Annotated in this window: 13 protein-coding genes; 7 read left to right on the top strand and 6 right to left on the bottom strand. The window is 72.3% G+C overall.

Annotated features, from left to right (window positions below; all coding sequences use genetic code 11):
- The first annotated feature begins 119 nt into the window (after positions 1-119).
- From A3IG_RS0114900 to A3IG_RS0114890, 3 genes are all read left to right on the top strand, one after another.
- Complete coding sequence (locus tag A3IG_RS0114900; RefSeq protein WP_018384374.1) at positions 120-1,277, top strand: XdhC family protein; 1,158 nt, start codon at positions 120-122, stop codon at positions 1,275-1,277.
- 104 nt (positions 1,278-1,381) lie between these two features.
- Positions 1,382-1,984 (top strand): O-methyltransferase, encoded by a 603-nt coding sequence (locus tag A3IG_RS0114895; RefSeq protein ID WP_018384373.1) that lies wholly within the window; start codon positions 1,382-1,384, stop codon positions 1,982-1,984.
- Positions 1,985-2,122: 138 nt separating this feature from the next.
- Complete coding sequence (locus A3IG_RS0114890; RefSeq protein WP_018384372.1) at positions 2,123-3,283, top strand: hypothetical protein; 1,161 nt, start codon at positions 2,123-2,125, stop codon at positions 3,281-3,283.
- Here the strand turns inward: A3IG_RS0114890 and A3IG_RS0114885 are convergent.
- Positions 3,273-4,472, bottom strand: a complete 1,200-nt coding sequence (locus tag A3IG_RS0114885) for a DUF4032 domain-containing protein (RefSeq protein WP_018384371.1) — start codon at positions 4,470-4,472, stop codon at positions 3,273-3,275. The genes A3IG_RS0114890 and A3IG_RS0114885 overlap by 11 nt on opposite strands.
- 106 nt (positions 4,473-4,578) lie before the next feature.
- Here A3IG_RS0114885 and A3IG_RS0114880 point away from each other — a divergent pair, with 106 nt between their 5' ends.
- Entirely contained in the window at positions 4,579-5,388 is an 810-nt protein-coding gene (locus tag A3IG_RS0114880) for a GNAT family N-acetyltransferase (RefSeq protein WP_018384370.1), read from the top strand.
- Positions 5,389-5,446: 58 nt separating this feature from the next.
- Here A3IG_RS0114880 and A3IG_RS0114875 read toward each other — a convergent pair whose 3' ends face one another.
- Positions 5,447-6,277 carry an MBL fold metallo-hydrolase gene (locus A3IG_RS0114875; RefSeq protein ID WP_018384369.1) on the bottom strand — a complete coding sequence of 277 codons (831 nt, stop codon included), beginning with the start codon at positions 6,275-6,277 and terminating at the stop codon, positions 5,447-5,449.
- 75 nt (positions 6,278-6,352) lie between these two features.
- Here A3IG_RS0114875 and A3IG_RS0114870 point away from each other — a divergent pair, with 75 nt between their 5' ends.
- Both A3IG_RS0114870 and A3IG_RS0114865 read left to right on the top strand, forming a co-directional pair.
- Positions 6,353-6,850, top strand: a complete 498-nt coding sequence (locus A3IG_RS0114870; RefSeq protein ID WP_018384368.1) for a winged helix-turn-helix transcriptional regulator — start codon at positions 6,353-6,355, stop codon at positions 6,848-6,850.
- A gap of 576 nt (positions 6,851-7,426) precedes the next feature.
- Positions 7,427-9,736, top strand: a complete 2,310-nt coding sequence (locus tag A3IG_RS0114865; RefSeq protein WP_018384367.1) for a glycosyl hydrolase family 18 protein — start codon at positions 7,427-7,429, stop codon at positions 9,734-9,736.
- A 19-nt stretch (positions 9,737-9,755) separates the two neighbouring features.
- Here the strand turns inward: A3IG_RS0114865 and A3IG_RS0114860 are convergent, their stop codons facing one another.
- Both A3IG_RS0114860 and A3IG_RS0114855 read right to left on the bottom strand, forming a co-directional pair.
- Positions 9,756-10,565: an enoyl-CoA hydratase-related protein gene (locus A3IG_RS0114860; protein ID WP_018384366.1), complete on the bottom strand. Its 810-nt coding sequence runs from the start codon at positions 10,563-10,565 to the stop codon at positions 9,756-9,758.
- Positions 10,566-10,674: 109 nt separating this feature from the next.
- The gene (locus A3IG_RS0114855; RefSeq protein WP_018384365.1) at positions 10,675-11,535 is read right to left on the bottom strand and encodes an SCO6745 family protein; all 861 of its coding nucleotides are present in this window, start codon (positions 11,533-11,535) and stop codon (positions 10,675-10,677) included.
- A 98-nt stretch (positions 11,536-11,633) separates the two neighbouring features.
- Here A3IG_RS0114855 and A3IG_RS35240 point away from each other — a divergent pair, with 98 nt between their 5' ends.
- Positions 11,634-13,427 (top strand): aminotransferase-like domain-containing protein, encoded by a 1,794-nt coding sequence (locus tag A3IG_RS35240; RefSeq protein ID WP_157862320.1) that lies wholly within the window; start codon positions 11,634-11,636, stop codon positions 13,425-13,427.
- 89 nt (positions 13,428-13,516) lie between these two features.
- On the opposite strand, the gene A3IG_RS0114830 is transcribed toward A3IG_RS35240, so the two are convergent.
- Positions 13,517-14,494, bottom strand: coding sequence for an MBL fold metallo-hydrolase (locus tag A3IG_RS0114830; protein WP_018384360.1), 978 nt, complete (start codon positions 14,492-14,494; stop codon positions 13,517-13,519).
- A gap of 103 nt (positions 14,495-14,597) precedes the next feature.
- Positions 14,598-15,314 carry an alpha/beta fold hydrolase gene (locus tag A3IG_RS0114825; protein WP_018384359.1) on the bottom strand — a complete coding sequence of 239 codons (717 nt, stop codon included), beginning with the start codon at positions 15,312-15,314 and terminating at the stop codon, positions 14,598-14,600.
- Between the last annotated feature and the right edge of the window lie 7 nt (positions 15,315-15,321).

Raw genomic sequence — 15,321 nt, 5'->3', positions numbered from 1 at the left:
CCTGATCGCATTGAACGACTAAGCAATGGTTCGTATGGAAAAGCCGCTGTCCTGTCCATGAGGCGGGATTGTCGCTCCGGTCTCCGCGGGGACGCGCCGCGCACGGAGGGAACGCGACGATGAGGGACGTGCTGGACCAGGCGCTGGCCTGGCACCGCGAGGGCATCCGGTTCGCCCTGGCCACGGTGGTGCGCACCTGGCGGTCCTCCCCCCGGGAACCCGGGGCGACGATGGCGGTCGCCGAGACCGGCGAGGTCGCCGGCAGCCTCTCCGGCGGCTGCGTGGAGGGCGCCGTCGTCGAACTCGCACAGCAGGTCCTGGCCACCTCCAGCCCCGCGCTCGAACGGTACGGGGTCAGCGACGACGACGCCCTGGCCATCGGGCTGACCTGCGGGGGGGTGCTCGAGGTGCTGGTCCGGCCGGTCGAGGTCGGGGCCTTCGCCGAACTGGAGGAGCTGGCCGGCGACGTCCGGGCCGGCCGGCCGGTGGCGGTCGCCACCACCGTGACCGCGGGGCCCCTGCCGCCCGGGGCGCGGCTCGTGGTGGGGCCCGGGGGCCACACCGGCACGCTGGGGGACCCGGGGCTCGACACCCGCACCGCCGACGCGGCCCGGGACATGCTGCGCCGCGGTGCGACCGGGATGCTGGGGCTGGTTGACTCCGGGTGCGCCGAGGACCCCGAGGTCTTCGTGGAGTCGTACGCCCCGCCGCCACGCATGCTGGTGTTCGGCGCCATCGACTTCGCCGCCGCCGTGACCCGCATCGGGCGTTTCCTCGGCTACCGCGTCACCCTGTGCGACGCGCGGGCGGTGTTCGCCACCCGGCAGCGGTTCCCCGAAGCCGACGAGGTCGTCGTGGACTGGCCCCACCGTTACCTGGCAGCCGTCCGTGACCAGATCGACGAGCGCACCGTCATCTGCGTGCTCACGCACGACCCGAAGTTCGACGTCCCCGTGCTCGAGGTGGCCCTGCGCACCCCCGCCGGGTACGTCGGCGCGATGGGGAGCCGCCGGACGCACCAGGACCGGCTGCGCCGGCTGCGCGAGGCCGGCCTGGAGCCCCACGAACTGGCCCGGCTGTCCTCCCCCATCGGTCTCGACCTCGGAGCCAGGGGCCCGGAGGAGACCGCGGTGTCCATCGCCGCCGAGATCGTCGCCGTCCAGGGCGGCGGTACCGGCCGAAGACTGTCCGAGACCCGCTCCCCGATCCACCGCCGGCGGCCGGACGCCACGCCCGTCGGCACCCGCCCGGCGGCCGGAACCGAGGGCGGCGCCTGAGAGGGGACCGGTGCGGGCCCGGCCCACGGGCCGTCAGCGCCGGCACCGCTGCCCCGTTCGACCGTCCCGACCCGTCGGAAGGTCCGAGCGGCCACAATCACGTCATGTCGCTGCACGGAACAGACGCCTACCGGGACCTCGACGACCTCCCCACCCTGGTCCGGCGGGCCGTGCGCGCGTCGCGCCGGCACGGCTTCGGGTACTCCTGCCGGCCCGAACAGGGCCGCCTGCTCCAGTTGCTGGCCGCGGGCGCCCCGCACCGTGTCGGCGAGACGGGTACCGGATGCGGTGTCGGGCTGGCCTGGCTGGCGTCGGGAGCCCCCCACGGCGCCCGGCTGGTCAGCGTCGAACGCGACCGGGAACGCGCCCGGATCGCAACCGAGGTCTTCCAGGGCCGCGACCACGTCGAGGTCATCCACGGGGACTGGCGGCTCATCGACGACCACGGCCCCTATGACCTGCTGGTCCTCGACGGCGGAGGCCAGGGCAAGGGTGACGGGGTGGCGGACCCCGCGCGCCTGCTCGCACCCGGCGGAGTGGTGGTGATCGACGACTTCACCCCCGCCACCACGTGGCCGCCCCGCTTCAACGGCGCACCCGACCTGTCCCGCCTGCACTGGCTGGAGCACCCGGACCTCCATGCCACGGAACTCCGTCTCGCGCCGGACCTCAGCGTGGTCGTCGGCACTCGCCTCCCCGCCGCCTGAGCAGAGCGAGCCGCCACACGGACCAGGGGCCCGCTGTTCACGCCCGCGTCAGCCGGACAACGCCCGGGGGCAGCGGCCCGATAACCCACCGCTCCTAGGTTTCGGGTTGCTCCATCCCGCACCAGCAAGGAGAAACACGTGCGCAGCGTCCGGACCCTCCTCGTCGCCGCAGTCGCCGTCGCCGCCACCGTGGTGACCGGCCCCGCGTTGGCCGCGCCACCGGTCGGTGGCGGGCCCCAGGCCCCCGTCGACCTGCCCACGCACATCAACGGCGGCGCCTGGCCGACCAGTCACGTGCAGGGCGTCACGGTCGACACCGCCAAGGGCTTCGTCTACTGGTCGTTCACCCAGACGCTGGTCAAGACCGACCTGGCGGGGAACGTGATCGGCACGGTGGAGGGCCTGACCGGCCACCTCGGCGACATCGACCTCAACCCGCAGGACGGCCGGGTCTACGGGTCGTTGGAGTACAAGGCGGAGGAGGCCTTCTACATCGCCATCTTCGACGTTGACGCCATCGACCGGGTCGGCATGAACGCGGAGAGGGACGGTGTCATGACGGCCGTCCACCTCGAGGAGGTGGTCGAGGACTTCACTGCCGACATGGACGGCAACGGCGTGTTCGACGGGGACACCGCCAACACCGCCGACCACCGGTACGGGTGCAGCGGCATCGACGGCGTCTCCTTCGGCCCCTCGTTCGGTTCGCGGGGCGGCCAGCAGAAGCTGATGGTCGCCTACGGCGTCTACTCCCACACCGGGCGCGCGGACAACGACCACCAGGTGATCCTGGAGTACGACGTGCGCCACTGGTCCCGTTACGAACGGCCGCTCACCCAGAGCGCCCCGCACCGCAGCGGCCCGCACCGCACCGACGGCAAGTACTTCGTCCGCACCGGCAACACCACCTACGGCGTGCAGAACCTCCAGTACGACCCCCACACGGGGAACTGGCTGATGGCCGTCTACACCGGCCGCAAGCAGGAGTTCCCGAACTACTCCTTCTTCATGGTCGACGGCTCGGCCCGGCCGAAGCTCGGTGAGATCACCGGACAGCCGGAGCCGGAGCGCGGTCGGCTGCTCAGCCTGGTCCGCGACGGCCGTCACGACCCGGCCACCGGGGTGTACGGCTGGGACTTCCACGGCAACTACGGCCTGGAGGCGCTCGGCAACGGCTACTACTACGCCGCCGAGGGCCGCGCCGTGACCGTGGACGGGCAGAAGCGGCAGCAGGGGGAGGTCTACCTCTACCGCTGGACGGGCCGGACCCCGACGCCGTTCGAGCGCGTCATCGGCTGATGCCCCGGACGTAGTCGGCCGCCGCCTCCGCCACGGAGACGTCGTGGTGCTGGCGCTCGGACATCAGCAACCGGTGTTCCAGCAGTTCGTGATAGACCTGCGCGGTGTCCATGGCGTCGCGCAGGTCGCGCGGCACCAGCCGCACCGCGGGGCGGAAGACGTCGCGGACCCAGCGGTGGGCCAGCACCTCCGGGCTGGCCCCGAGGGGGTCGCCGGGCGTGTGGTCCTCCTGGGTGGCCATCCAGGTCTCGAGGTCGTTCAGCAGGCTGCGCGCCTGGTTCTCCTCCGCGTCCAGTCCCGTCAGCCGCAGGAGTTGCCGCTGGTGGTGGCCGGCGTCCACGACCTTGGGGACGAACGTGACGGCGTCGCCGTCCGGGGAGCGTTGGATCTGCATCTCGGCGACGTCGAAGCCGAGGTCGTTGAGGCGCCGGATGCGCCGGTCCATGTGGTGCCGCTTGCCACGCGGGTAGACCGAGGTGCGGGTCAGTTCGTGCCACAGCGCGCCGTACCGGTCGCAGATGTCCCGGCCCATGGGGATCGGATCGATGGAGGGGTGCAGTGCGCCCCCGGCCTCCAGGTCCATCAACTCGCCGACGATGTTGACGCGCGCCACGTCCAGGTCGTAGTCGCGCTGGCCGTGGGTGAGCCGGGGCTGGATCTGCCCGGTCTCCGCGTCCACGAGGTAGGCGGCGTAGGCGCCGGCGTCGCGCCGGAACAGGGTGTTGGACAGCGAACAGTCGCCCCAGGCGAAGCCGCTGAGGTGCAGCCGCACCAGCAGCACGGCCAGCGCGTCAAGGAGTCGGTTGATGGTTCCGGGGCGCATCGTCGTCTCGAACATGGACCGGTAGGGCATCGAGCCCTTGAGCTGACGGGTGATCAGCACGGGTTCCAGGGGCTCGCCCCGGGGGGCCTGGCGGCCGGTGACCACCGCCACCGGATCGACGGCGGGCACGGCGAGCCGGTCCAGGTCCCGCAGCAGTCCGTACTCGCGCACGGCCGCGTACTCGCCGACCTCCTTGACCGCGAACACCTCGCCGCCCGCCCGCGCGAACCGGACGACGTGCCGGGAGATACCGCGTGGCAGGGCGACCAGGTGCCGGTCCGGCCATTCCTCAAGGGGCACGTCCCAGGGCAGGTCGAGCAGGGTCGCCGGGTGCTCGGGGTCAGTGGCGGTGATCTGGAGCTCCATGGGCACAAGTGTGCGCCCAGGCGTCCCGACCGCTCCGCGCGGGCGCCGCTGGGTTCGCCGGGAGGCGGCCCTCGGACCGGGCTGGACACGCACCTAGGATCGACAGATGAACGTGATCTCGCTCGGATACCGGACCGACCTGATGGTGCTGGCGTCCGCAGGTTCCGTGATTGTCGACCGGCCGTCGCACTTGGTGGTCCGCACGCCGTCCAACCCCGACTTCTGGTGGGGGAACTTCGTGCTGTTCGACGCCCCACCGGGTCCGGGTGACGCGGAGCGCTGGTCGGCGGTGTTCGCCCGGGAGTTCCCGGAGGCCGAGCACCTGGCCCTCGGAGTGGACGGCACGCGCGGCGACGCCGGCGACGCGGGCGAGCGCGCCCGGCTCGGCACCACCACGGAGGTGGACTCCGTGCTGACCGCGTCCCGTCTGGTGCCACCGTCCCGGCCGGCTCCCGAGGACCTCCAGATCCGCCCGCTGAGCGGGGACGACGACTGGGAGCAGGCCGTCCGGCTGCGTTTCGACTGCGACGAGCTAGGCCTCACCGTCGAGCACCGCACCTTCCTGGAACGGAGGGTGGCGGACCACCGCAGGCTCTGCGAGGCCGGCCACGGCGTCTGGTTCGGCGCCTTCACCGAAGGCCGGATGCGCGCGGGCACCGGTGTGTTCGGCGCGGGTGACGGGCTGGCGCGGTTCCAGAACGTCGAGACGCACCCGGCGTTCCGCCGCCGGGGGCTGGCGTCCGCCCTGGTGCACCACGCCGGACTGTGGGGGCTGCGCGAGTTGGGCGCCCGCATGCTGGTCATCGTCGCCGACCCCGGCTACCACGCGATCGACGTCTACCGCCGGCTCGGCTTCGCCGACGCCGAGCACCAGGTGCGCCTGTGCCGCGCCCCGGCCCCGACCCGGTCGGACTGAGTCCCGACCCCGCCGGGGTCGTGACGTGGGGTCCGCGCCGACCCGGCGGCGGTTCGAGCTAGCCGGGCGTCCCGTCGTGCTCGCTTCGTCGGGCGAGGTGCTGGAGTTGGCCCTCGTGCACGCCGCGCACCCAGTCGTGTGTGGCCGATGGGCCGATCCGCGGGTCGTTGGGAACCTGGGCGTCACGCAGGGCGTGTACGTACGCGCGATCCTGGTCGATCCGTGCGCGTACCTGATCAGCTCCGCCGACGGACCCGTGGCCGGGGATGACGACGTCGATGTCGTCCGCAGCGTCCTCGAGCAGCCGCAGCGCGGCGAGGTAGTCCTCGACCGGGTCAGTGGTGCCGTTCAGGTTGAGCATCGGAACCAGGACGTCAGAAAGCATGTCGCCGGCGACGAGGACGCCGCGCTCCTCGATCAACAGCGCCGCGTGGCCCGGGGCGTGCGCCTGGTGCTCGACGATCCGGACGTAAGGGCCGTCCCAGGGAATCCGCGCGGTGTGGGAGGGCAAGCCGGTGATGAGGCCGAGCAGGTCCAGCGGCACCTGCTCGACGATGTCCTGCGGTATCAGTTGGGCGGCGATGCGGGCCTTCGCCCCCGGGTCCGACAGTCGGTCTCGGACAGTGTCCGCGCAGCGGGCCGTGCCGTAGCGAGGCGCCGCGCCGAGCCCGGGGTGCCAGAGCAGGTGGTCCCAGTGCGGATGCGTCGAGAAGCCCGCCGCAACGGGCTGGCCCAGTTCGCGGAGGTCGTTCGCGAGGCAGGCCATCTCGTGGCCCTGCACCCCGGGGTCGATGAGCAGCACGCCTTCGCGCCCCTGAACGACAATGGCGTTGCTTTGGCAGAACTCGCTCTGGTGGATCAGCACGCCCTCCGCGACCTGCCTCAGCATGGCGGCCCCTTCCGCTTGTGTTTTGCAACCGCTCGTCGCGACGTTAGTACCGGGCAGTGGTAGATTGCAAGCACTATGGGTGGAGCGAGTGAGCCGCGGTCGGAGTGTCCGATCAACGCCGCCGTCGAGGCGTTCGGTGATCGCTGGAGCCTGATCGTGCTCCGCGACATCGTCTTCGGGGACCGCCGCTATTTCCGAGAGCTGCAGACCAACTCGATCGAGGGGATCGCCTCGAACATCCTCGCCGACCGGCTCAAGCGACTCGTCGCGTCGGGGCTGCTCACCCGCGAGGACGCGCGCCCCGGCCAGCGGGCGCGCTACAGCCTGACCGAACCGGCGATCCAACTCGTGCCCGTGTTCGTGCAACTGGGAAGCTGGGGGATTCGCCACCGACCCACGAGCAGCGCGCTGAACGCTCCGGCCGTGCTGCTCGAACAAGGTGGCCCCGCGCTCTGGCGGGAGTTCATGGACGAGCTCCGCCGCGAACACCTTGGCTCCGAACTCCTGGCGCGGTCACCGAGTGTTCGCGAGCGCCTGAACGCGGCCTACCTCGCCGCCGCCGACTCCTCGTAGCCGACTGGCCCGTCGCCCATGTCCCAGGGCGCCGACGGGCGTCGCCGGAGATGACGCCTTTCGTGGGGACGGCGTTACGGGCCCGGGCGCCCCGCCCGGCGGGACGCGCACCCGCCACGTCTCGGTCGGTCCCGGCGCGTCCAACGTGACCAGGTGCGCCTGAACTCCGCCCCGCGACGCGGGCGGCGCGGCAACAGGGGTCAAGGGAAGGCAAAATCCTCGCCATTGGTCTAGCCCTCTTCCGTGGTGAGGGCGTGGGGGAAGAGGGGCGTGTCGCGGCATTGGTACAGACCTGCTCGCCTGGAGGGCTGTTGACATGACCTCGGCGAGCATTGCGCTATAGGTCTGTACCAACTCGGCGCACGCCGAGGCCAGGGCGGCCGTCGCGTCGGCGATCCCGTCGTGACCGGGCAGCCCGACGGTGGTCAACGGGCGAGGCGACGGACGTGGCCCCGGTACGTCCCGCGGCCTCCCCGGGACTGCCGGCGGGCCGTGGGTGCCGGTGACGGTCGCCCCGGCAGAAGGCAGTCCAGCACGAGGCAGTCCACTTCCGCTTCCCCATCGTCGAGGAGAGCCGTGTCCACAGGACCCCAACCGCTCAGACCGACGTCCCCGTCGCGTCGCGTCATCACCGCCCTGATCGCTGCCGTGGCGCTGCTGCTGACCGGCATGACCGGGCTCGCCGTCCCCGCGCACGCCGCGGGCGAGCTCACCGCCGAGTTCCGCAGCACCGGCAGCGGCACGTCGTGGACGGGCACGTTCATCGTCAAGAACAACACCAGCACCGCGGTGAACGGCTGGTCACTCGAGTTCGACCTGCCCACCGGTGTGTCGATCAGCGGGCACACCCACGGAACGGCGACCGTCAACGGTCCGCACGTCGTGGTGGCCCCGGCCTACTACAACGCCACGGTCCGGGCCAACAGCACCACCGAGCCCTACAGCTACACCTTCCAGGCATCCGGGCCGCTCGGTCCGCCCACCGGGTGCCTGATCAACGGGGACAAGTGCGACGGCAGCCCGGCGATCCCGCCCCAGGCCCCCACCGGCGTCGCCGTCGCCGACACCACCGCCCACACCGTGAGCCTGAGGTGGAACGCGGCGACCAGGGGTGACTTCCCGGTGGCGTCCTACGAGGTGCTGCGCGGGGAGACGGTGGTGGCGGCCAGCGCGACCACCGAGGCCACCGTCAACGACCTGCAGCCGGCCACCGCCTACCAGTTCGCCGTCCGGGCCAGGGACACCCGCGGCAACCCCGGTGCGCTGAGTGCGCCCATCACCGCGACGACCTTCGACCCCGCGGACGACACGGTGCCGCCGACCGCCCCGACCAGTCTCCGGGCCGGAACGGTCACCGAGAGCACCGTGCAGCTCAACTGGGACGCGGCCACCGACGACCAACGGGTCGCCGCCTACGACGTCCACCGGGGCTCGACGAAGGTCGCCACCGTCCCGGCAGGCACCCTCACCACCACCCTCACCGGGCTCGCCCCCGCGACCGCCCACGACTTCACCGTCAGGGCCCGGGACGCGGCGGACAACGCCTCACCCGCCAGCAACACCCTGCGGGTCACCACCAAGGAGGCGGTGGGCGACGGCGGCTACGCCAAGGTCGGCTACTTCGTGCAGTGGGGCGTCTACGGCCGCCAGTACTTCGTGAAGAACCTCGACACCTCCGGGGCCGCGGCCAAGCTCGACGTGATCAACTACGCGTTCGCCAACATCGACCCGGTGAACCTCACCTGCCTCAACGGCGTCACCAAGGGCACCACCCAGAACCCCCAGGACCCGAACCAGGGTGACGGGGCGGGCGACGCCGAGGCCGACTACGGCCGGGCCTTCACCGCCGCGCAGTCCGTGGACGGTGTGGCCGACGACGGCTGGGGCAAGCTCCGCGGCAACTTCAACCAGCTCAGGAAGCTCAAGGCCAAGTACCCGCACCTGAAGGTCGTCATCTCACTTGGCGGGTGGACGTACTCCAAGTACTTCTCGGACGTCGCCAGGACCGACGCCGCACGCCAGAAGTTCGTCAAGTCCTGCATCGACATGTACATCAAGGGGGACCTCCCCGAGTACCTCGGTGCGGGTGGCAAGGGCGTCGCCGCAGGGATCTTCGACGGGATCGACCTCGACTGGGAGTGGCCCGGTTCCCCCGACGGCCACCCCGGCAACCACTGGAGCCCGGAGGACAGGGCGAACAACACCGCGCTGATCGCCGAGTTCCGTGAGCAGCTCGACGCGCTGGGCGGCGACCACAAGCTGCTCACCGCGTTCACCCCGGCCGACCCCGACAAGATCGAGGCCGGCTGGGACCTGTCGCAGATCTTCAAGTACCTGGACGTCGCCAACATCCAGGGCTACGACTTCCACGGAGCGGGCAGTGACAACTCCTGGGAGCCGAACACCGCCGGCCACCAGGCCAACCTCCACGTGGACGAGCAGACGCCGTACGCCAACGACTTCAGCATCGACCGCGCCGTGCAGACGTACCTCGACGCCGGGGTCAGCCCCCGCAAACTGACCATCGGCTTCCCGTTCTACGGCCGGGGCTGGCAGCAGGTCGAGGACGGCGGCGCGGCGGGCGAGTGGCAGCGGGCCAACGGCGCCGCTCCCGGCCAGTTCCAGGAAGAGGCCGGGACCCGTGGCTACCAGAACCTGATCTCCAGCTACCCGAACATGACCGTCCACCACGACACCCAGTCCGTGTCCACCTACGGCTACACCGGCCCTGGTGGCCAGTGGTGGTCGTTCGACGACGCCTGGTCGATCACGGAGAAGGCCAAGTACATCAAGGCCAAGGGACTGCTGGGCGGGATGATCTGGGAGATGTCCGGGGACACGCCGAACGGCCTGCTGATGAACACCCTGAACAACGGTCTGCGGTAGACCCGTTCCGCCAGCGGCCTCACCGCCCGGCGGCCCCGCGGTGCGGGCGCGGCCGGGCGGTGAAGCGCCGCAGCCCCGCGACGACGGCGTCGGTCGACACCGTGACGGCGAACCAGGAGGCCTCCACCGCAAGCCCCTCGTCGATGGTCAGGTTGAGCCCGCGGGTGACCGCGTTCAGGCACGCGGTCACCGCGGTCGGGGAGTTCCGGATGACGCGCAGGGCCAGGTCCGTCGCCGCGGGCAGCAGCTCGGCTGCGGGAACCACGCCGTTGACCAGGCCGATCCGTTCCGCGTGCCGGGCCGACATCGGATCACCGGTGAGGATCATCTCCAGGGCCCGCTTGCGCCCGACGTGCCGGGGCAGCCGCTGCGAGCCGCCGAACGGGGGCGGGAACCCCAGGGAGACCTCCGGCTTGGCGAAGGTGGCGTGGTCCGCGGCGAGCGCCAGCGGAGCCGCCTCGGTGAGCTCACAGCCACCCCCGTAGGCCAACCCGTTGACGGCGACGATGACCGGCTTGGGGAAGTTCTCGACCCGCCGGGTGAGGCCCTGCCCGCGCCGGACGAACTCCCGCAGCGCCACCCCCACGCCACCGGCGACGTCGGCGGCCAGTTCGGGGATGTCCGCCCCGGCACTGAACGCCCGCCGCCCCGCGCCGGTCAGGATGACCGCGCGCACCGAGTCGTCGCTCTCCAGTGCGTCCAACACGCGTTCCAGCGCGTCGATGGTCGCCCGGTCCAGGGCGTTGAGCTTGTGCTCGCGGTCGATGGTGACGGTCGCGACCTCGCCCTCAAGGGCGACGCGGACCGTGGACGGGGGACTGGTGGTCATCAGGTCTCCTCCGTGGGATGCCCCGGTCCTCGGGCCGGGGGAACGGACCCCCGCGCAGCAGGGCGGGGAAAGGCGGGTCGCGCGGAACCCCGTCAGGCGGGTGAGGAGATCAGGGTCGGGGAACCCCGATGGGATTGGGCACGGGAACGACGCCCGTGTCGATGAGGTGCCGACTCAGCGGGGCGGCGACCGCGATGACGTCCTCGACGCCGGACGAGCCGAGGAGTGTGACCGGTGCCGCGGCGAGGTGATCGGTGGCGTCCTCCACCGAACGCCGCAGTGCCCCACCGCTCCGGGTCAGCCGGCCCGCCCTGGTCAGCAGCCCCCGGGCGGTGAGCCGACGGCACGCCCACGCCCACTCGTCGTCGGTCCAACCGCGGCTCGTCCGCAGCAGAGCCCCCGAGACGTCGCCGGTGGCGGCGTGGGTCACCCCGGCCTCGAGGCCGGTGAGCCCCGCGTGCACCACCGCCATCACGTGTCCGTCGCCCCGGTGCTCGCGCAACACCGTGGCCGCCCACCACAACCGCCCCAGCAGGGTGCCCGGCCGGGGGACCGCGGCCCATGCCGCGGCCAGTGGGCGACCCTCGTGGCCGCAGCCCTCCACCGCCCGTTCCAGCAGGAGCACCAGTCGCCGGAGGTCGGCGTGCCGCACCGCGGGCAGGCACCGCTCCAGGGCGGCCCGGGCCGCGTCCACCCGGCTGTCCAGCACCTTCCGCGGAGCCGTGCGGGCCCAGGCGTCGGGCAACGCCCGGTCCACCCGTCGGGGGGCCATGGCGAAGCACAGGGACCGGGCCAGGGGGCCGTCCACGGTCCCCACCGGCGCCAGCCGCCCGGCGAAGTACCCCATCCACCAGCCGGCGAGTCCCAACTCCCGGGCGGCGGCGGCCGGCTCCGGCGCGTAGTACACGACGGCGTGGATCGGCTCGACCGCCTCCCACAGCCGCCTCGCCAACGTCGGTGTCGTGGTCAACGCTCCTCCTCGGTGCCCGTTGCGCGCGGGTGGCCGGGCGCTGCGGCTGACCAGCATGCGCGTTGCCGGTCACCCCGGGACAGTGCCAATGTGACCGAATGGACCAGGACATCGGGTGGTGGGTGCGGATACCCCTGGAGGGGTGGGAACGACTCCCCGGCCCCCGCTACCAGCGGCTCGCACGGGCCGTCGCCGGAGCCATGGAACGACGACTGGTCGGACCGGGTGACCGGTTGCCCCCCGAGCGGCTGCTCGCCGCGGCGCTCGGGACCAGCCGCGGCACCGCGGTCCGCGCCTACGAGCAGCTCACCCTCGCCGGACTCGTCGAGCGGCGCCAGGGGGCCGGCACGTTCGCCCGCCCCCGTCCCGGCTGGACACACGCCCCCCGGGAGACGCCCGCCTCCGCCCTGCTGCAGCGTCGCACCTCCGGCCGTCCCGACCTCATCGACCTGTCGCTCTCGGTCCCCGCCGGAACGGGGCACCTGCCCGCAACCGACGTGCTGTTGCCCCGGCTGGACAGCGCCGGACACGGCCTCGACGCCGCGGGACTACCCGAACTGCGCGCGGCGCTCGCCGACGACCTCACCGTCAGGCTGAACTTGCCCACCGACGCCGAACAACTCGTCGTCGTCTCCGGGGCCCAACACGCCCTCGCCCTCGTCTGTGCCGCGCTGGTGTCACAGGGCCGGACCGTGGTCACCGGCTGCCCCACCAACCCGGGCCTGGTTAGCGCGGTCAGCGCGCTGCACGGTCGGCTCGTCGGCGTTCCGGTGGACGGACTCGGAGTGGAGACCGCCGCCCTCTCCAGGATCGCCGCTCGGGAACCCGCCCCACTGGTGTACGTCGATCCGGCCGCCCACAGCCCGACCGGGGCCGTACTGAGCTCCTCCCGGCGGCGCTCCCTGCTCGACCTGGCGTGCCGCAGCGGCGTGGTGGTGGTCGAGGACGTGTCCCAGTGCGGGCTTCACCACGCCCCAGGGCCGCAGGACCCGCCCCTGGCCGCACACGACGAGTCAGTGATCGCCGTCGGGTCGCTGTCCAGGACCTTCTGGGCCGGACTGCGCATCGGCTGGCTGCGGGCCCCCGCCCCGCTCCGCGACCACGTGCTGCGGCTCCGCTCGGCCGTGGACGTCGCCCCCGCCGTCCCTGCCCAGCTCGTCGCCCTCCACCTCCTCCGGGCCGCGGGACCCGCCTGGTACGACGGCCTGCGCCAGACCCTCGGGCGGCGCCGGGACCTGCTGCTCGGCCTGCTCGCCAGGCACCTCCCCGCCTGGCGGCCCACCACCCCGGCGGCCGGCACGTCGCTGTGGGTGGACCTGCCGGTGTCCGACAGGAGACCTTCGCGCACCTCGCCTCCGGCTACGGGGTGCTGGTCGCCTCAGGGCCGACCATGTGCGTGGACGGTCGCCACCGCGCGGGCCTGCGCCTGTCCTTCGCCGAGGCGCCGCACGCCCTGCGTGACGCGGTGGACCGCCTCACCGTCGCCTGGGAGGAACACACCCGCCGCCTGGCCGCCACGGTGTGACCGGCAGTTCGGGCAGCGGGTGGGCCGCTCAGTGGCAGCAGCCGCCGTTGTCCTCGTAGTGCTGGAGGGCCAGCCCCAGGGTCAGGAACGTCGGCGCCCACTCCCCGATGAAGATGCCCCAGCGGTCGGCCCGTGCCAGGTCCTGTCCTTCCTCGACCTTCAACGACCCGAACCAGGACAGGAGCGCCAGTCCGATGGACCCCACTCCCGCGGCGTAGGCGTAGTCGCTACGCACACCCATCTCGTGCAGCTTCTTGATGATCATTGCAGCACCTCTCTTCCTCGCTCGGTGCTGAATGCCCCTTTCCTCCCTCTTCATGCGTGCCGCACCGGTGGTCGGGCTCCCGCGAACCGGAGTTGCCCCTAGCGAAGAGCGACGACTCGGCTGCCGAGGGTGACCGGTCGCGGGCCGGTGGGGCTCGTGTTGCCGGGCGCCGGGCCCGCGCCGCCCGGCACTCAGGCGCCGTGGTGCTGGTGCTGCTCGGGGAGGTGACTGTCCGGGTGCACCCAGAGCAGGACGTTGCCCAGGCGCCCGGCCCCGCGGCCCTCCCGCTCGAAGAAGTCGAGGACCTCCCGGTCCGAGTGGCGCAGGCTGAAGTGGGTCAGCACGAACAGCGTCTCCGGATGCCCCTCGACCACGGGCCTGAGCCGGCTCCAGACCGTGTGCCCCACCCGGTCCGCCCGCTCCAGCTCGCTGTCGTCCAGGAACGAGCACTCGGTGATGACCACCGGGTACGTGAACAGCCACGGGTTCCGGTCGAAGACGTTGACGTGGGTGTCCCCGAGGAAGGCGAACAGCGGGCGCCGCACCTCCTGTTCGACCTGGACGCCCTCCTTGCGGCGCTGCGCCGCGACGCGGCCGAACTCCCCGCCCCGCCCCCGTTCGACCAGCGAGCGGCGCAGGTCCTCGAACTCGGGGCGCAGCGCCTTGCCCACCTCCGAGACCGCGTACCCCACGCACGGCACCTTGTGCTCGCACTCCACCACCCGCACGTGGTGCCCGCGCCGGCCGAACCGGAACTCGTCGCCCCCGCGCACCCCGTGCAGCCGGTACCCGCCGGCGAGGTCGGGGTCGTAGTGGGCGCCGTGGTTCAGCTCCGCGGACGCCCGCAGGTAGGACTCGACGTGTGGCACCGCGTCGGCGGGGAGGTAGATGTCCGTACCCGCCCGGGAAGCCAGGAAGTCCACGTCCTTGACGTGGTCGTGGTGGGTGTGGGTGAGCAGCACCGTCTCCGCCTGACGCCCCTCGCACAGCCCCGCGTCCAGGGCGCACCGCAGTTCGGGGATGTGGAAGAACGTCTTGTCGTTGGCGCGCGAGTAGCCGGTGAGGGTGAACCCGGTGCCGGGCATCTTCCAGGTCTTCCACTGGCGGAACGGTTGTCCCCGCTCCAGCCTCTGGGGGTGGCCGGGCGCCGGAACGGCGGTCTGCGTCATCGGTTCGCCTCTCGGGTCCTGGCAGCGGACCGTCGGCCCTGGTGATCGAACTCGGCTCATCGTAACGGGGTCGTTCCGGATCGTCACCGGAATAACGAGCTGGTCACCGGGGGGTCGGTGCGGTGCCGGGGACGGGCCGACCGGTGAGGAACGCCGACACCACCGCGGAGAAGGCCTCCGGCTCCGTGGCGTGGACCAGGTGCCCGCCCGCGATGGTGACCAGCCGTCCGCCGGGGATCCGGCGGGCCAGTTCCGCGACGCCCTCCTGCGGCACGTGGCTGCGCGGGCCCCCGGCCACCACCAGGGTCTCGGCGGTGATCCTGGCGAGCCCCTCCCACCACGCCGGGTCGGGCGTGTCGATCTGCTTCCTGATGGCCAGGACCATCTCCCAGTCGAAGCCCAGCTCGCCGTCCGGTCGGGTCGGGGTGGTGGGTCGGCGGGGACGCGGAACGGGGACGTCCTCCAGGACGAGCCGTGCCACCCGGTGCGGAGCTTCCGACGCGACCAGGTAGGCGACGACGCCGCCCATCGAGTGCCCGACCAGGTCAACCCGGCTGAGTCCGAGCTCGTCCAGGAAGCGCAGCACGTCGGACCGCATGAGCTCGATCGAGTAGTCACCCGGCCAGTCGCTCCGACCGTGGCCGCGGAGGTCGAGGGCGTACACCCGCCGGTCCCGGGCGAGGACGGGTGCCACCGGGTCCCAGTCCGTGGCGTCCTCGCCCAGGGCGTGGAGCAGGACGAGCGGCGGGGCGTCCGGTGGGCCGCAGACCCGGTGGGCCAACCGGGTCCCGCCGAGGTCGATGGGGAGCTGGTCATCCATGCGTGCA

It is taken from the genome of Wenjunlia vitaminophila DSM 41686, from assembly GCF_000380165.1.
GTDB lineage: Bacteria > Actinomycetota > Actinomycetes > Streptomycetales > Streptomycetaceae > Wenjunlia > Wenjunlia vitaminophila.
The sequence above is the reverse complement of the archived record's forward strand: the minus strand, read 5'-3'. Positions and strand labels throughout refer to the sequence as shown.

What these genes read in the sequence shown, in the direction of transcription:
- A3IG_RS0114825 (WP_018384359.1), bottom strand. Translation starts at nt 15,314, where the DNA reads ATGGATGACCAGCTCCCCATCGACCTCGGCGGGACCCGGTTGGCCCAC.
- A3IG_RS0114860 (WP_018384366.1), bottom strand. Translation starts at nt 10,565, where the DNA reads ATGACCACCAGTCCCCCGTCCACGGTCCGCGTCGCCCTTGAGGGCGAG.
- A3IG_RS0114895 (WP_018384373.1), top strand. Translation starts at nt 1,382, where the DNA reads ATGTCGCTGCACGGAACAGACGCCTACCGGGACCTCGACGACCTCCCC.
- A3IG_RS0114900 (WP_018384374.1), top strand. Translation starts at nt 120, where the DNA reads ATGAGGGACGTGCTGGACCAGGCGCTGGCCTGGCACCGCGAGGGCATC.
- A3IG_RS0114885 (WP_018384371.1), bottom strand. Translation starts at nt 4,472, where the DNA reads ATGGAGCTCCAGATCACCGCCACTGACCCCGAGCACCCGGCGACCCTG.
- A3IG_RS0114830 (WP_018384360.1), bottom strand. Translation starts at nt 14,494, where the DNA reads ATGACGCAGACCGCCGTTCCGGCGCCCGGCCACCCCCAGAGGCTGGAG.
- A3IG_RS0114875 (WP_018384369.1), bottom strand. Translation starts at nt 6,277, where the DNA reads ATGCTGAGGCAGGTCGCGGAGGGCGTGCTGATCCACCAGAGCGAGTTC.
- A3IG_RS35240 (WP_157862320.1), top strand. Translation starts at nt 11,634, where the DNA reads ATGGACCAGGACATCGGGTGGTGGGTGCGGATACCCCTGGAGGGGTGG.
- A3IG_RS0114880 (WP_018384370.1), top strand. Translation starts at nt 4,579, where the DNA reads ATGAACGTGATCTCGCTCGGATACCGGACCGACCTGATGGTGCTGGCG.
- A3IG_RS0114870 (WP_018384368.1), top strand. Translation starts at nt 6,353, where the DNA reads ATGGGTGGAGCGAGTGAGCCGCGGTCGGAGTGTCCGATCAACGCCGCC.